General features: G+C 64.7%; 12 protein-coding genes and 1 pseudogene. 7 read left to right on the top strand and 6 right to left on the bottom strand.

Going from position 1 to position 15,941, the window contains the following annotated elements; translation table 11 throughout:
- Positions 1-8 precede the first annotated feature (8 nt).
- Genes accC through aroQ form a run of 3 tightly spaced genes read right to left on the bottom strand, consistent with a single transcriptional unit; the run spans position 9 to position 2,335 of the window.
- Positions 9-1,418 (bottom strand): acetyl-CoA carboxylase biotin carboxylase subunit, encoded by a 1,410-nt coding sequence (gene accC / locus E3E11_RS05875; protein WP_141451578.1) that lies wholly within the window; start codon positions 1,416-1,418, stop codon positions 9-11.
- A 6-nt stretch (positions 1,419-1,424) separates the two neighbouring features.
- Positions 1,425-1,889: an acetyl-CoA carboxylase biotin carboxyl carrier protein gene (locus E3E11_RS05870; RefSeq protein ID WP_141451577.1), complete on the bottom strand. Its 465-nt coding sequence runs from the start codon at positions 1,887-1,889 to the stop codon at positions 1,425-1,427.
- Complete coding sequence (aroQ, locus tag E3E11_RS05865) at positions 1,886-2,335, bottom strand: type II 3-dehydroquinate dehydratase (protein ID WP_141451576.1); 450 nt, start codon at positions 2,333-2,335, stop codon at positions 1,886-1,888. The genes E3E11_RS05870 and aroQ overlap by 4 nt, the downstream gene beginning before the upstream one ends.
- Before the next feature lie 182 nt (positions 2,336-2,517).
- Between aroQ and E3E11_RS05860 the strand changes: the two genes are divergently transcribed.
- The gene (locus tag E3E11_RS05860) at positions 2,518-3,246 is read left to right on the top strand and encodes a septal ring lytic transglycosylase RlpA family protein (RefSeq protein WP_231118858.1); all 729 of its coding nucleotides are present in this window, start codon (positions 2,518-2,520) and stop codon (positions 3,244-3,246) included.
- A 77-nt stretch (positions 3,247-3,323) separates the two neighbouring features.
- Here E3E11_RS05860 and E3E11_RS05855 read toward each other — a convergent pair whose 3' ends face one another.
- Together E3E11_RS05855 and E3E11_RS05850 are read right to left on the bottom strand one after the other, a co-directional pair.
- The gene (locus tag E3E11_RS05855) at positions 3,324-4,367 is read right to left on the bottom strand and encodes a YihY/virulence factor BrkB family protein (protein WP_231118856.1); all 1,044 of its coding nucleotides are present in this window, start codon (positions 4,365-4,367) and stop codon (positions 3,324-3,326) included.
- Between the two features lie 289 nt (positions 4,368-4,656).
- A pseudogene (locus tag E3E11_RS05850) lies at positions 4,657-6,433 on the bottom strand (ABC transporter ATP-binding protein); the annotation flags it as partial.
- A gap of 377 nt (positions 6,434-6,810) precedes the next feature.
- Here E3E11_RS05850 and nth point away from each other — a divergent pair.
- Complete coding sequence (gene nth, locus E3E11_RS05845) at positions 6,811-7,701, top strand: endonuclease III (protein ID WP_331250963.1); 891 nt, start codon at positions 6,811-6,813, stop codon at positions 7,699-7,701.
- 4 nt (positions 7,702-7,705) lie between these two features.
- Here nth and E3E11_RS05840 read toward each other — a convergent pair whose 3' ends face one another.
- Positions 7,706-10,081, bottom strand: a complete 2,376-nt coding sequence (locus E3E11_RS05840; protein WP_141451575.1) for a ComEC/Rec2 family competence protein — start codon at positions 10,079-10,081, stop codon at positions 7,706-7,708.
- 60 nt (positions 10,082-10,141) lie between these two features.
- Between E3E11_RS05840 and gltX the strand changes: the two genes are divergently transcribed.
- From gltX to dprA, 5 genes are read left to right on the top strand one after another with little or no spacing between them, the layout of a single operon-like run.
- Positions 10,142-11,599, top strand: a complete 1,458-nt coding sequence (gene gltX / locus E3E11_RS05835) for a glutamate--tRNA ligase (RefSeq protein WP_141451574.1) — start codon at positions 10,142-10,144, stop codon at positions 11,597-11,599.
- Complete coding sequence (locus E3E11_RS05830; protein ID WP_141451573.1) at positions 11,596-12,597, top strand: aspartate carbamoyltransferase catalytic subunit; 1,002 nt, start codon at positions 11,596-11,598, stop codon at positions 12,595-12,597. Before gltX ends, E3E11_RS05830 begins: the two co-directional genes overlap by 4 nt.
- Positions 12,594-13,934, top strand: coding sequence for a dihydroorotase (locus tag E3E11_RS05825; protein ID WP_141451572.1), 1,341 nt, complete (start codon positions 12,594-12,596; stop codon positions 13,932-13,934). Before E3E11_RS05830 ends, E3E11_RS05825 begins: the two co-directional genes overlap by 4 nt.
- Positions 13,931-14,593 carry a glycerol-3-phosphate 1-O-acyltransferase PlsY gene (plsY, locus tag E3E11_RS05820; protein ID WP_141451571.1) on the top strand — a complete coding sequence of 221 codons (663 nt, stop codon included), beginning with the start codon at positions 13,931-13,933 and terminating at the stop codon, positions 14,591-14,593. Before E3E11_RS05825 ends, plsY begins: the two co-directional genes overlap by 4 nt.
- Before the next feature lie 27 nt (positions 14,594-14,620).
- On the top strand, positions 14,621-15,856 hold the full coding sequence (gene dprA, locus E3E11_RS05815) for a DNA-processing protein DprA (protein ID WP_141451570.1): 1,236 nt from the start codon (positions 14,621-14,623) through the stop codon (positions 15,854-15,856).
- The last annotated feature ends 85 nt before the right edge of the window (positions 15,857-15,941 follow it).

The raw sequence follows: 15,941 nt of genomic DNA, 5'->3' as shown, positions 1-15,941 counted from the left end.
AGCCCTTCTTAAGCCGTCAGTTCAGGGGCAGGCGGCGCATCAGCCGCGTTTTCACGGGCCACGAAATCTTCCAGCCAGTGAATGGTGTAATCGCCCTGGCGGAATTGCGGGTCAGCCAGGATCTTCTGGTGCAGGGGAATGACGGTTTCCACGCCGTCCACCACGCATTCCTCCAGTGCCCGCTGCATGCGCGCAATCGCCTGGGCGCGCGTCGGCGCATGAACGATCAGCTTGGCGATCATACTGTCATAATAAGGAGGCACCCGGTAGCCCGCATAAAGCGCGCTGTCCATCCGCACGCCGGGACCGCCCGCTGCGTGATAGACACGCACCTGGCCGGGATTGGGGATGAAGGTGCGGGGGTTTTCCGCATTGATGCGGCACTCGATCGCATGGCCGGTCATGCGGATGTCCTCCTGACGGTGGGAAAGCCTGCGCCCCGCCGCCACCAGGATCTGCTCGCGCACCAGGTCGACCCCGCAGACCATTTCCGTCACCGGATGCTCAACCTGCAGGCGCGTGTTCATCTCGATGAAGCAGAACTGCCCGTCCTGGTAGAGAAACTCCAGCGTGCCGGCATTGCGGTAGCCCATCTGCGACAGGGCCTTGGTCACGGTCGCCCCGATCTCGTTGCGCTGCGCCTCTGTAATGACCGGAGAGCCCGCCTCTTCCAGCAGTTTCTGGTGGCGGCGCTGAAGCGAGCAATCGCGCTCGCCGAAATGCACCACATTGCCGAAATTGTCGCCCATGATCTGCAGCTCGATATGGCGGGGGCGGTCGAGATATTTCTCGAGATAAACCTCGTCATTGCCGAAAGCCGCACGCGCCTCTGTCCGCGCCACCTGCCAGGCTTCTTCCAGCTCATCAGCCGTGCGGGCCACCTTCATGCCCCGGCCGCCGCCGCCTGCTGCCGCCTTGATGAGCACCGGATAACCCACGCGCTCAGCCACTTCACGTGCCGTGTCCAGGTCCGGGAGCGCCCCGTCCGAGCCGGGCACCAGGGGCACCCCCAGGGCTTCCATCGTGGTCTTGGCGCTGATCTTGTCGCCCATCGTGCGGATATGCTCAGCCGTCGGGCCGATGAAGGTCATACCGTGCGCTTCGACCGTCTCGGCAAAATCAGCGTTTTCCGACAGGAAACCATAGCCTGGGTGAATGGCCTCGGCACCTGTCATGGTGGCCGCCGACATGAGGGCGGGCACATTGAGATAGGAGTCGCGCGCACTCGGCGGACCGATGCAGACCGCTTCGTCAGCCAGCCTGACATGCATGGCGTCGGCATCCGCAGTGGAGTGCACGGCGACGGTCTTGATCCCCATCTCCCGGCAGGCCCGCAGGATGCGCAGGGCGATTTCCCCGCGATTGGCAATCAGGATCTTGGAAAAAGCCGGCTTCTCGCCGTCAGTATGATCTGTCACGCAGCCTCACTCGATAATGGCCAGGGGCGCGCCGAATTCCACCGGCTCACCGGACGACACCAGGTAACGCACCAGCGTTCCCGAACGCGGCGCCTTGATCTGGTTGAAGGTCTTCATGGCTTCGATCAGCAGGAGCGTCTGCCCGGCCGCCACATGCGCCCCTTCCGCCACGAAGGGCGGAGAGCCGGGATCAGGCGTCAGATAGGCAACGCCCACCATGGGGCTCGGCACCACGCCGGGATGGTCAGCCTCGCTGCCCGCAGCCCCCGGCGCTGACTTGCCGCTCTCTGCCGCACCGCCCGCAGGCTGGGAGGCAACAGGGGCCGGCACGGCGCCCACCTGCGCTGTGAGTTGACGGGCCACCCGGATCCGGCTGTCCGCTTCCGCGATTTCAATCTCGGTCAGGCCGGTTTCCGTCAGGATATCGGCAAGAGCGCGGATTGCCTCCTTGTCCACGAGCATACGGCTCATCCTTCATCTTCGATCATGTCTGATACCGCCTGCAGCGCATGGGCGTAGCCCCGCGTGCCCAGTCCGCAGATCACGCCGCGGGCCACCTGAGAAACATAGCTGTGATGGCGAAACGGTTCCCGGCGGTAAATGTTGGAAATATGCACTTCAATGATCGGCAGGTCCACTGCCTGCAGGGCATCAAGCAGTGCTATCGACGTGTGGCCATAAGCTGCCGGATTGATGACAAGGCCGTCAGCCCGCCCTCTGCATTCCTGCACCCAGGAGACGAGCTCTCCTTCCCCGTTGGTCTGGCGGAAATCAATGGTCACGTCCAGGCGCTCGGCGGCCTGCAGGCAGATCTGCTCGACATCATCAAGCGTGTCATGGCCGTAGACGTGCGGCTCCCGCAGGCCGAGCATGTTCAGGTTGGGTCCGTTGAGCACGGCGATGAGAGGACGTTTCATGCGAGCGGCTGATACCATTTTCCCCCTGCGCCGCAAAGGCCCGGCTCCCGGCCGGGCCGTGACAGATCTGTATGGGGAAACCACACGCAAACCACTCTTGAGAATCCGCGACACGGCGCGGAAAACCGGGCGCGCAGCCCGGACACTAACTTTTTGCCACAATCTGTGATATAAAGCCTGTCATGATGAACACGTCTTTCCTTTTCCGATCGCATTCCAGGCGGTCGCAGGCCATCAGGACCGGGCTCATGGGGCTTGCGGTTCTCATGGGCACGGCTGCCTTGGCGACTCCGCAGGGACGGGCGTCAACACGCACGGCCGCACGCAAGATCTTCAAAGCCCATGCGGCGCGGGTTCAGTATTTTCCGGGACCTGACGACCGGATCGATATGAGCGGCATGAACGGCACTGCCGGTGAAAGCGTTGATGACAGCGACGCGGCTGACGGCAACCTGTCAGGCTTCGCTGCAACCGGGCTTCCGCCAGGCACGCATATTCCGGGTCCTTCTGAGCTGCGGAACCGCTTTCCAGTCCAGACCGGCATGGCCAGCTGGTATGCCGCCGGCCGCAATGCCGGCACGCGGACGGCCGTGGGCGAGACTATGAATGACGATGCCATGACAGCCGCCCACCGCACCCTGCCCTTCGGCACCCGGCTGCTGGTACATGCCCCGCGCACGGGCCGCAGCATCATCGTGCGCGTCAATGACCGCGGCCCTTACAGCAAGCATCGCATTCTCGACCTGTCCCGCGCTGCCGCTCAGCGCCTCGGCATCCTGAGCGCCGGGGTGGCGCAGGTCACGATCCGCGTTATTCCGCGCGATCTCGTCAAACGCCGCCCCCTGCTCCGCGATGCCGGCATGATGGCCGAGCAGGATCCGCAGAGCGAAGTGGCGTCCCTGCCCCGCTGAGCTCAGCCAAGCGCCTACAGAAAACCCCCGCGCCCGTAAAGGCGGCGGGGGTTTTCTGTAGGGACCGCCCGGAAGCGTCAGCCTTCCGGCGGCACAGCAAAGCCCTCGCTTTCGAGCACGGCACGGCCGCGCTCCTCGATTTCGGCATCCACTGTCGCGCCGAACAGCACCACATAGGCACTGACGAACATCCACATCATCACGGCCGCCACTGCTCCCAGCGGCCCGTAGGTGGTGCCGTAACTGGCGAAATGCGCCACATACCAGGAAAAGCCGAGCGAGGTGATGACCCACATGACCGTGGCCACGATGGAGCCGGGCAGAATCCAGCGCCAGCGCGTCCAGCTGCGGCAGGGGGCGAAGCGGTACAGCAGGGTTACGGCCGTGAACACGAACAGCACCATGATGATGGGCGCCAGCCAGTGAATGAGCACCGGTGTGCCGCTCTGGACGAGAAACTGTACGAAAGCGGGTGCTGCCGAAATATTGACCCCAAGCTGGGCCAGCAGGCGGGGCAGGTAATCGACGATGGCCGGGGCTGCCACCATGAGCGCCAGGGTCAGGCACGCGCCGATGATGCCGGTTATCGTGACAGCCAGCGCCATGAGCTGGGAATAGAGCACGCCGCGCGTCTCGCGCGTGTGATAGACCATGTTGAGCGCCTGCAGGATGGAACGGCTGCTGGCTGAAGCGGACCACAGCACGATCGTCAGCGAAAAGACCAGCCCCAGTGTCAGCGAGGAATGCGGCTGCATGACAAGGGTATGGATGGAATTGGTGATCAGCGTATAGGCAGCCGGGGGAAGCAGGTTCTTGAGCACTTCAAGCTGCGGCTCGATGGTCTGCAGGTCGAAGACCAGGCCATACACGGAGATCAGCGCTGTCAGGGCGGGGAAGAGCGAGAGCGTGGCAAAAAAAGCGCAGCCCGCAGCGGCAAGCGAGGTGGTGCCGTCACTCATTGCAGCGATGATGCGGCGCAGGAGCGATTTCCACCCTCCGGTCACAGCCGGCGTGCTGCTTGCCCCGTCACTGCCGGAAGCAGTGGCAACATCAGACACATGAGAAGCGGATTGTGGGGAGGACGTCTTGGGCCTTGATTCAGCTCCGGTCGAAAAGGTCACGAATTCTCCCCTTCACTTGCTCATGTCATGTTCATGGTAAGGCTCAGGCCTGCTCCCCAGCCGGTTCATCTGCCAGCCCACTGCCTGTGACAGGCCGCTTGGTGACAGAAAGTCCTTCCGTTTTAGCCCCTCCTTCCCCGCCGGCAACGCCTGAGGCCTGTTTTCCGCCTCCCACCGCACCGTTTCCTGTCCGGTCGTGGTATCTTGATCACTCCGGCGCGCCAGACTGAGCCTCCTGTGACCCTGCCTGGGAAGCGTCTACAGCCTCCCGTTTCGGACGATCCGCCTTTTCCAGCGTCTGCAGGGCGACCAGACGACGGTAAATGCCGTCACGCTTCATCAGCTCGGCATGGTCGCCATCCTCGACAATGCGCCCGTGTTCGAAGACCAGAATGCGGTCAAGGTCACGCACGGTGGAAAGCCGGTGGGCAACCACGATGACGGTCCGCCCTTCCATCAGCCGCGCCAGCGCCTCCTGCACCAGGACTTCCGACTCCGAATCCAGGCTGGCGGTCGCCTCGTCGAAAATGACGATCGGTGCCCGCGACAGGAAAGCCCTGGCAATCGCAACGCGCTGCCTTTCCCCGCCTGAAAGCTTCACGCCGCGTTCACCGACCAGGGTGTCATATCCTTCAGGCAGGCGCTCGATGAAGGCGCTCGCATGCGCAAGGCGGGCCGCTTCGCGTATTTCCTCCATGCTGGCGTCCGGACGGCCGTAAGCGATGTTCTCGGCCAGGGAGCGGTGAAACAGCACCGGCTCCTGCGGAACCAGGGCGATATTGGCACGCAGGCTGGCCTGGCTGACAGCGGCGATGTCCTGGCCGTCAATCGTGATCCTGCCGCCCTGAATGTCATACAGGCGCTGCAACAGACGGGTCAGCGTGGTCTTTCCCGAGCCGCTCGGGCCCCACCAGGGCCAGGCGCGTGCCCGGCGTGATGTCGAGTGAGAGATGGCGGTAGATGGGCGTTTTCTGCGCAGGGTAGCGGAAATCGACATCCTCGAATTTTATCTCACCCCGCTTCACCTGCAGCGCGCCGGCATGTCTGCGGTCCTGCACGGCCGGTTCCTGAACGAAGAGACCCACAAGCTCTTCCATTTCATTGACGGCGCGCTGGACCTGGCTCACCTGCTGCCCCAGGTCGCGCAGATAGCCCTGAATCAGGAACATCATGGTCAGCACGTAGGCCACATCGCCCGGCCCCATCCTGCCCTGCCACCACATCCACACAGCCAGGCCGATCAGCAGGACCCGCATGATCAGCGACAGCGAGGCCTGGAGGTTGGCGCTGTTGGTGCCCCGAATCCAGCTCCGCAGGGTCCGGCGGCTCCATTGGGACGTGATCCTGTTCAGCCGGGCTTCCTCACGCTTTTCTGCCCCGAAGGATTTGACGGCCGCATTGCAGGTGATGCTGTCGGCCAGGGCGGCGCCCATGCGCGTGTCCCACTGGTTGGCGCGACGCGAGGCAGGCGCCACGTAGTTCAGCGCCAGGCGGATGGAAGTGAAAGCGAAGATGGCCACCGAGCCTGCCAGCACGCAGCCCATCAGCAGCGAATGCGCCATCAGCACCAGGGTGGTGCCCAGCAGAACGATAATTTCAGGCAGGATCAGCAGCAGCAGCGTGTCATCAAGCGAATCAATCGCCCACAACCCGCGGGTCAGCCGCCGGACGGTCGAGCCCGCGAAGGTGTTGGCATGCCAGTCGGAAGAGAATCGCTGCACGCGTGCAAAGGCCGCATCCAGGACCTGGCGCATGATGGCGAGGTTGAGATGGCTGAGACCGAGATAGGAAGAGCGCCGGCCCACCACCCCGATCACGCCCAGGCCCAGCAGGGCGCCAACCATCAGCAGCGCATCATGAAGGGCGCTGAGATGCGCAGCTCTCACCCCCGCCCCTGCACCGCCTGAACCGGAAGCTACGGGTGCCGCGATATCGGCGATCAGCCGGCCGGCCGCCAGAGGCGTGACGATATCGGCGATCGTCGCCACCCCTACCCCGCCGAGCGACTGGGCCAGCAGCCATGGATGGGCCGCCCAGCGCCGGAAGACAAACTGCAGCACCTCCATGAAGGACGGCAGGGGCTTTTCACCGGAAAAATCCGCGTCAGGGGACCTAGTGCCCGCTTCCCCGGGAGGTGTGGAAACAGAAGGGGTGTCAGGAGAGGGTCGGGAAGTCATGCAGGCTCACAACAGAATCCACCGGGAAAACTGGAAAATCATCGGTCAGAATCACTGGTCAAAATTATCAGTCCGTTAAGGGATACCCGCGCCAGGGCACACCACCCTACCCGCCGGAACGAGCCAAAGGCCAGTTTCCGGGGAAAGGACTGGCCGGCAGCATACAAGCAACCAACAACAAAGAATGAAGGTTTCAGGAAAGTTTCAATACGCTTTCAGACCTCCTATCCTGCCCTCCGCCCCTTCCCTGCCCGGAAAACGCTTTCATGACCGCCAAAGAGCCGAAAACTTCCGAAACGCCCGCTTCAGCCGACAAGCCGAGAATGATGAGCCGTCCGGCCGTGCGGGCTTTCATGCACAGGCTTTCGGAAGTTTTCCCCAATCCGCGCACCGAGCTGGTCTACCGGAACCATTTCGAGCTGCTTGTCTGCGTCGTGCTGTCCGCCCAGGCAACAGATAAATCCGTCAACCAGGCGGCTCCGGCCCTTTTTGCCGCCGCGCCCACGCCTGAGGCCATGGCAGCACTGGGGGAAGAGGGCATTGCGCCTTATATCCGCAAGATCGGGCTCTGGCGCGCAAAGGCCCGCAACCTGGCACTGCTGGCCCGCCAGCTGATTGAACGCCACAACGGCGAAGTGCCCGACACGCGACCAGAGCTGGAGGCCCTGGCAGGCGTGGGGCACAAGACGGCAGGCGTCATTCTCAATGTGGCTTTCGGCCAACCGACGCTGGCGGTGGATACGCATATCTTCCGGGTCAGCAACCGTACCGGGCTGGCGCCGGGCAAAAACGTGCTGACGGTGGAAGAGGAACTCCTGGCGCGCATTCCCCCTGACCAGATTATGCCGGCCCATCACGAGATCCTGCTGCTGGGGCGCTATATATGCAAGGCGCGCACGCCCGAATGCTGGCAGTGCCCGACCGCGAAATGGTGCCTGTTTTCCGAGAAGAATCTCTCCCCTTCCGAAAAACTGCGGGAAAGCTCGGGCCAGCAGCTGGCAAAGGACCTGGCCCATGTCCGCCGGGTTGCCGATGAGTCGGTCGCAATCGAGACCGTGACAGAAGTGACAGAAGTGACAGAGAAAGTAAGAGTCACCGGGGAAGCCGACCCACCTGCTGCCAATCAGGAAAACCAAGAAGACTGTCAGGAAAGCTGAGAGCTCACTCGGCCCTGGCCAATGGCAGACCCGGCACGCCTTCAAAGCCTGGCGGCCCGACCCAGGGGCGGTTTCCACGCCAGAAACGGTCGGATACCAGGCGCAGGACGGTTTTTTTCACCCGCTTCTCATCCGCCGCCCCTGCAGCGGTCCCTGACATGCCCGTGGCATAGACCGCCCACGCGCCGTCACGCCGCGTTGAAAGCCGCGTCAGGTAAGGCACGCCCGGGCACGGCCTGCGCGCAGGCACCAGGCTGACCGCCAGCAGGACTTCCCGGCACATCTCCGGTTCCGGACTTTCATTCGGCGTGGTGGTTGTCTGCCCGCGCGCCTTCAGGCGGAGATGCACAAGCTGCGTCGACCTTCCGGCAAGCGGGAGAATACAGCTGCCTTCCTGCCGGCATGCAGCCGGCAGCGCGGCGGCTGTATCAAAGCCTGTTTCCTCGCCCCAGCTGGCCCGAAGCGCCTCATTGCGTCCCGGCCCGGCCCCAAAAGCCTGTTTGGCGGTATCGCGCACAGCGATGAAACGACCGTCAGGAGCCACGATCAGCACAGGGCGTGGCGTAGTCAGCCCCAGAGCGAGGCCGGCGGCAATCAGAGGCACCCCCAGCCAACGGATCCGCCCCTGCCACAGGCATACAAGGCACAGCCCCAGCAGGCAGCAGGCCACCGCCCCGCCGCTGAAAGTGCCTGTCGGCACGCTGGCTGCCGGCAGCGCCGCCACACCGTGCGCCAGAGCGCGTATCACGGCAATCCCCCAACCCATCGGCACCAGCGCCAGATCCGCTAATGGAACCAGGCCTGAAAACGGCATGAGAACCAGGCACAGCACTCCGAGCGGCATGACCCAGAGCCCCATCAGCGGGACGGCAATGAGATTGGCCACAATAAACCAGGGCTGCAGGCGGCCGAAATGCGCCATGGTAATCGGCAGGGTGGCGCCCCCGGCCAGCAGTGAGGTCAGACCCAGGCCCAGTGTGGCTGAACCCAGGCGATGCCACAGGGAAAGCCCGCGCAGCCGGTGCAGGCTTTCCGCCCAGCGCTCGTAGCCGGCAATCAGGGCCATGACGGCCGCAAAGGACATCTGGAAGGAAACATCCAGCACCAGGACCGGACTGATGACGAGCAGGGCGAGCGCGACCAAGGCAAGGCTGCGCATGGAAACCGCCTTCCGCCCGGCCAGCAGCCCCAGCACCGCAAGGGCGGCCATGCCCAGGGCCCGCACGCCCGGCAGATGGGCCCCTGTCAGCCCCACATAGACAGCCCCACTGAGGAGAGCTGCGCACAGGGAGAGATCACGGCAGGGCCAGCGCAGCGCAGGGCCTTCGAAAAACGTGAGCAGCCGACGGCAGGCCCAGGCGCATACCACCATCACCATACCCAGATGCAGGCCGGCCACCGCCAGAATATGCGCAAGCCCGGAGGCTGCGAATTCCTGGCGCAAGGTGGGGGAAATGCCGCCTGTCTCGCCCACGAGAAGCGTTGCCGCCACTGCGCCGTCAGGACCTGGAAGGACGGTCATGATCCGCTGCGCCCAGCTGAGGCGCAATTTTTCAAGCGTCCATGCCAGCGCCTGCAGTTTCCTCTGCCCGCGCGCGCCTTCCGGAAATTCCACCGCCCCGTAACCCGTGCCGCTGCCCGCAAGACCGGAGAACCACGCCTCGCGCTGGGGGTCACGCCCGCCGGGCATGAATGGAGGTGACGGCGGGTGCAGCAAAGCGCGCAGGCGCAGCAGCCCGCCGATCTGCGTGGCTGGGGAAGAGAGCTTTCCCTCAGGAGATACAAGACCGGGAAACTGGCGAGGCTGCACCGTGACGCGCACCTGGCGGCTGAGCGGCGCATCATTGAAATACCAGGGCGAATCGAACACCACCTGCGCCAGCGTCAGCCGCAGGCGCGCCTGCTGCCCCTTCTGCCTGGGCGGCAGGGTCACCGCCTCAGTCAGCCGACCTTCCAGCCAGACCGCTTCATGAGGCAGATCCGGCATCGGAGGTTGGCGGTGCGCCTGCCAGGCGGCCAGGAGAAACCCGCCAAGCCCCGCCATGACCGCCCCTGCCAGGCAGCGCTTCAGCACAGGCAGGGCGCTGCCCGGGAAGCGGACATACAGGCGGTGATTTCTCCAGCGCTGCAACAACCCTGTCCGCCCAGCTGCCTGAAAGAGGATCAAACCACCCAGCACGAGCGCCAGAGTCAGGAACTCTGCCCGGTCCGGCTCGCAGCGGAGGGTGAAGTACAGCGCGCTTCCCAACGCCAGGAAAACAGGCAGCCAGCAGAAGCGCCGCCGCCCCTGGCGCGCCAGGGCCGCTTCCAGCTTTGAAGCCAGCTTTCCTGCAAGCGCGCTGACATCGCCACGCGGCTTTTGCTCACCCTGCTTTCTCAACCCTCTTTCCCTGTTCTTCCCTGTTTCGCAGCCCTGCGTTCGCGGTTATAAGATAGCCTCATGAAAATCCGCACCCGCTTCGCGCCTTCGCCCACCGGACTGCTGCATATCGGCAATGCCCGGGCCGCCCTGTTCAACTATCTCTTCTCCCGTCATCACGGTGGTGAGTTCTTCCTGCGTATCGAAGATACCGACAGGGAGCGCTCCACCCAGCAGGCGGTGGATGTCATCTTCGACGGGCTGAGCTGGATGGGGCTGGACTGGGACAATGAGCCCGTTTTCCAGTCAACGCGCCAGGGGCGGCATGCGGAAGTGGTGCAGGAGCTGCTTGAAAAGGGCCAGGCCTACCGGTGCTACTGCACGCCCCAAGAGCTCGAAGCAATGCGCGAAAAGGCGCGAGCGGAAAAGCGTCCGCCACGTTATGACGGCACCTGGCGCGACCGTGATCCGGCTGAAGCGCCCCAAGGCGCGCCTTATACCGTCCGCCTGAAAGCGCCGCGCGAGGGCGAGACGGTCATTGACGACCTGGTGCAGGGCGAGGTGCGGGTGGCCAACGCTGAGATGGATGACCTGGTTCTCCTGCGCTCCGATGGCACGCCGACCTATCTTCTCGCCGTCGTGGTGGATGACCATGACATGGAGATCACCCATGTCATGCGTGGCGATGACCACCTGACCAATACCTTCCGCCAGGCCATGATCTACAGGGCCATGGGCTGGGAGCTGCCCCGCTTCGCCCATCTGCCCCTCATCCACGGCCCTGACGGCGCCAAGCTTTCCAAGCGCCACGGCGCGCAGTCGGTCGTGGAGTTCCGCGATGAGGGCATCCTGCCTGAAGCGCTGTGCAACTACCTGCTGCGCCTGGGCTGGGGGCACGGAGATGCCGAGGTCCTGTCAAGGGAAGAGCAGATCGACCTCTTCGACATCGATGGCGTGGGGCAATCCCCCTCGCGCATGGATTACACGAAGCTCGCCCACCTCAATGGCATCTGGATGCGGCGCGCCGATGACAGCCGCCTGACCGCCGATGTCATGAACCGCCTTGAAATCCAGGTGCGGGAAGGACGCGGGGACCTGAAGATGACGCTTGCCGTGCACGGACGCATCCAGCGCCTGATGCCCGGGCTGAAGGAACGCGCAAAAAACATGGCTGAGCTGGCGGAAAACGCCTCCTTCACGGCTAAATCCCTGCCGCTGGAATTCACCCCGAAAGCCCGCAAGCTGCTGGGTCCTGAAGGGCGCACGGTGCTGACCGAGCTGAAACCCGTTCTGGAAGCCCTTGACCCCTTCACGCCTGAAGCCATTGACGGCGCCCTCCGCCATCATGCCGAGCAGCATGATCTCAAGCTCGGTGCGGTCGCCCAGCCCCTGCGCGCCGCCATGACCGGCACCACCACTTCGCCCGGCATCGACCTGACCCTGGCCGCCCTGGGCCGCGACGAAGTGCTGCGCCGCATCGACAGCGCCCTTGAGAATGCCGACGCCGAGGCCGGCCCCGATGCAGCAGGTGCCCGATGAGCGCAGCGGCTGCCGAACCGGAGTCCTCTCCTTCTTCAAGTTCTTCAGAACCCCGTTTCACCGCCCTTCCTACCGGTCCACACCTGCTGGGGCTGGAGGGGACGGGCCCTGAAGAGATCACCCCTTTCCTCGACCTGGCCGAAAGCTATGCCCTGCTCAGCCGGTCGCGGAAAACGCCCCGCGATGTCCTGCAGGGGCGCACGCTTATCAATCTCTTTTTTGAAGACAGCACCCGCACCCGCACCAGTTTCGAGCTGGCCGGCAAGCGGCTGGGGGCCGACGTGGTCAACATGACCGTGGCCACCAGCTCGGTCAACAAGGGCGAGACGCTGCTTGACACCGCCTCCACCCTGAACGCCATGCGCTGCGACCTGCTGGTCGTGCGCCACCGTGAGGCCGGCGCGCCCGCCCTGCTGGCCCAGAAGGTCAATGCCAGCGTGGTCAATGCCGGCGACGGCATGCATGAACACCCGACGCAGGCCCTGCTCGACGCCCTGACGATACGTCGCCATCTCGGCCGGCTGGACGGGCTGGAGATCGCCATCTGCGGCGATGTGGCCCACAGCCGGGTCGCCCGCTCCAACCTGCATCTGTTGCGTGCCATGGGCAGCCGTATCCGTCTCGTCGGCCCGCCTACCCTGGTGCCGTCCGCCTTCGGCGCGCTGGAGGGCGTCACGCTTTACGACAACATGGAAGACGGTGTGCGAGATGCAGATGTGGTGATGTGCCTGCGCGTCCAGCGCGAGCGGATGGGAGGTGGGCTCATCCCGAGCGCGCGGGAATATTTCTCCCTGTTCGGTCTGGACCGGGCGCGGTTGCGCCTGGCCCGTCCCGGTGCGCTGGTCATGCATCCCGGCCCCATGAACCGCGGGGTGGAAATCGCTTCTGACGTCGCCGATTCGCCCCAGAGCGTCATTACCGAGCAGGTCGAGATGGGGGTTGCCGTGCGCATGGCAGTCCTCGACCGGCTGACCCGCCAACGGGAGAAGGCCGCATGACCGGGAAATCCGCAAAAAAACCTGCACCTGGCCCAGACACCCCGATTCTTTTCACGAATGTCCGGCTGATCGATCCCGCTTCCGGCCGTGACGGACCCGGCAGTCTCCTGGTAGAGCACGGCCGCATCAGCGCAATTGACCCGAGCGGGAGTGCTGTGCCGGCCAATGCCCGCCATGTGGACGGCCAGGGCGCCGTTCTGGCCCCGGGCCTGGTCGATCTGCGCGCCTCGCTGGGCGAGCCAGGTGCGGAATACCGCGAAACCCTCCGCTCCGGCTCAGAAGCGGCAGTTGCAGGCGGGATCACCAGCATCGGCGTCATGCCCGATACCGACCCGGCCATCGATACCCCAGCCCTGCTGACGGTCATCCGCCAGCGCGGCGAGGAGATCGGGCTGGCCTCGCTCTATCCCCACGGCGCCCTGACGCGCGCCAGCAGGGGCGAGGAAATGACCGAAATGGGACTGCTGCAGAAGGCAGGCGCGCTGGCCTTCACGGACGGAGTGCATGCAATCGGCAACACCAAGCAGATGCGCAATCTCCTCTCCTATGCACATTTTCTTGATGCGCTGGTCATGCTTCATCCCCAGGACATCGACCTCTCGCGGGGGGCCTGCGCGACTTCAGGCCTGCAGGCCACGCGCCTGGGGCTGCCGCAGGTCACGCCGGCCGCTGAAGCAATGATGGTCGCCCGCGACCTGCGCCTGGCTGAGATGACAGGCGCGCGCGTGCACCTGACGAATATTTCCACTGCCGAAGCGCTCGACCTCATCCGCGATGCCAAGGCACGGGGGCTGCGCGTGAGCTGCGATACCGCACCGCCTTATTTCAGCCTGACGGAAGAAGCCATCGGCGATTACCGCACCTACGCCAAGCTCACCCCACCCCTGCGGCTGGAGAAAGACCGCCAGGCCGTTCGCGCTGCCCTGGCTGACGGAACGATCGATGCGGTCACCTCCGATCATTCCCCGGCCGATGCCGACGACAAGCGGCTGCCTTTCGCCCAGGCGCGCGCCGGGGGCACAGGGCTGGTCACCCTGCTGGGCGTCACGCTGGCTTCCGGCCTTCCCCTGCTTGACGCGCTGCGGTTGCTGACGGTCAACCCAGCCCGCCTGCTGGGGCTGGAGGCGGGAACCCTGTCCGTGGGTGCGAAAGCCGATCTGTGCCTGTTCGATCCTCAATCCGAATGGACGGTGCATGCAGGCGAGCTGCCCGGTCTGGCCCAGAACACCCCCTTTGACGGCTGGACCCTCAAAGGCCGCGTTCTGAAAACCTTCAGGGAGGGGCGTGAAGTCTATACGGCCCCCGCAACAGCTTCCGGACACAGCAGCAGCACATGACCCTTTCCACATCCGGCGCGCTGCTGCTTACGGCACTCATCGCCTATTTTCTGGGCAGCATTCCCTTCGGCCTGATCCTGACACGTCTTTCAGGGGCCGGAGACATCCGCCAGATCGGCTCAGGGAATATCGGCGCCACCAACGTGCTGCGCACCGGGCGCAGGGGAATCGCCGCAGCCACCCTTTTTCTGGATGCCTTCAAGGGTCTGGCCGCCGTCACGCTGGCACGTCTGGTCTGGCCGGTGGCTGAGGGACCGCACCTGCTTGAAACAGCCATGGGAATCGCTGCCATCTGCGTGGTTCTGGGGCATTGTTTTCCTGTCTGGCTTCACTTCCGCGGCGGCAAGGGCGTGGCCACCGGCATCGGCGCGCTCTGGGGGCTGTGCTGGCCGGTCGGGCTTTCGTGCACGCTGATCTGGGTTCTGGGCGTGAAGATCAGCCGCATTTCCTCGGTCGGCGCGCTCGGGGCCTTTCTGGCCGCTCCCCTGCTGACGGTCCTGTTCTGTGGCCAGCCCCCTCTCTCACCGCTGGCCCTGTCTGTGGACGTGCTGGCGCTGATCGTGCTCTGCCGGCACAAGGACAATTTCCTGCGCCTGGCCCGTGGCGCGGAACCCCGTGTCGGACGCGGGCCTTCCGATCCCACCCCGCCGGATGCGTAAACGACAGCCGCCGGGCAGAGACAGAGCATGAACAAGGTTCCCCCTCCCTCTCAGGAACGTCTGGCGCTGCTGCGCCTGGCGCGCACGCCGGGCATCGGGCCCATGAATTTCTCCCGTCTGCTGGGCCTTTACGGGAGCGGCATTCAGGCGCTGGAAGCCTGGCCTGCACGCCAGAAACGTGCCGGGCGTGAAGCGCCGGCCATTCCCAGCGCGGCTGAAATGGAAGACGAGATTGCAGCCCTGCAGAAGACGGGCGCACGCCCCCTGCTGCGTTGCGACCCAGATTATCCGCTGCTTCTCACCCATGTTCCCGATGCTCCGCCGCTCCTGTTCATACGCGGCGACAGCGCCCTGCTGTCCCGAGGGGGTGTGGGCATTGTCGGCGCGCGCAATGCCTCGGCTGCAGGCATCCGGCTGGCGGAGAGCCTTTCAGCTGAACTGGCGGCTGCCGGGCAGTGCGTCGTCTCCGGTCTGGCGCGCGGCATTGATACCGCCGCCCATGAAGCCGCCCTTTATCCCGGTCTGACAGTCGCAGCCCTGGCAGGCGGGCTGGACCAGGTCTATCCCCCCGAAAACGCTGCCCTTCAGGAACAGATTGCTGAAAAAGGCTGCCTCATCACCGAAGCGCCGCCCGGCACAGTCCCGCAGGCACGGCATTTTCCGCGCCGCAACCGGCTCATTGCCGGCATTGCGGCAGCGACCCTGGTCATTGAAGCCGCGCAGAAATCAGGCACTCTCATCACCGCCCGACTCGCCACCGAATACGACCGCGTAGTCATGGCCGTACCAGGCACCCCGCTCGATCCGCGCTCACGTGGCGGCAACCAGCTGATCAAGCAGGGGGCGGTGATGGTTGAAACAGGGACGGACATTCTCCAGGCCCTGCCGCAGCATCTGCCCCACCGCCAACCGGCCCCCTGGCAGCGCCGGACCCCAGCCCCGCTCTTTGAGCAGCCGGAACGCACAGACCAAGCAGCCCGACCCGAGAAAATACCTGCGCCCCAGCCTGCGCGGCCACACATGGTCGCTGCCCGGCAGCCGGCCTCTTCCCCGGCACCTGCAGCAGAACCACAACCCCCCCTGCCCCTACGCGACCGGCTTCTAGACCTGCTTTCGCATACCCCGATTGCGGTTGACGAGGTGGTGACACGCTGCCAGTTCTCCGTAGCGGCAGTGACAGCAGCGCTCGGCGAGCTTGAGATGGAAGGGCTGATCAGTTGCCTGCCGGGCGGTCAGGTCGTAAGGCTACCAGATGAAGCCTGAGCATGGGCGGCGTTGTTGAGGAGACGCTGACGGGTGGCGCTGCAGGGAATCGCCCGTTCGTGAAAACCGGAAGCCAGGAGCGAGA

Origin of the sequence: Oecophyllibacter saccharovorans (assembly GCF_006542375.1) — a bacterium.
GTDB classification, from domain to species: domain Bacteria; phylum Pseudomonadota; class Alphaproteobacteria; order Acetobacterales; family Acetobacteraceae; genus Oecophyllibacter; species Oecophyllibacter saccharovorans.
The sequence above is the reverse complement of the archived record's forward strand: the minus strand, read 5'-3'. Positions and strand labels throughout refer to the sequence as shown.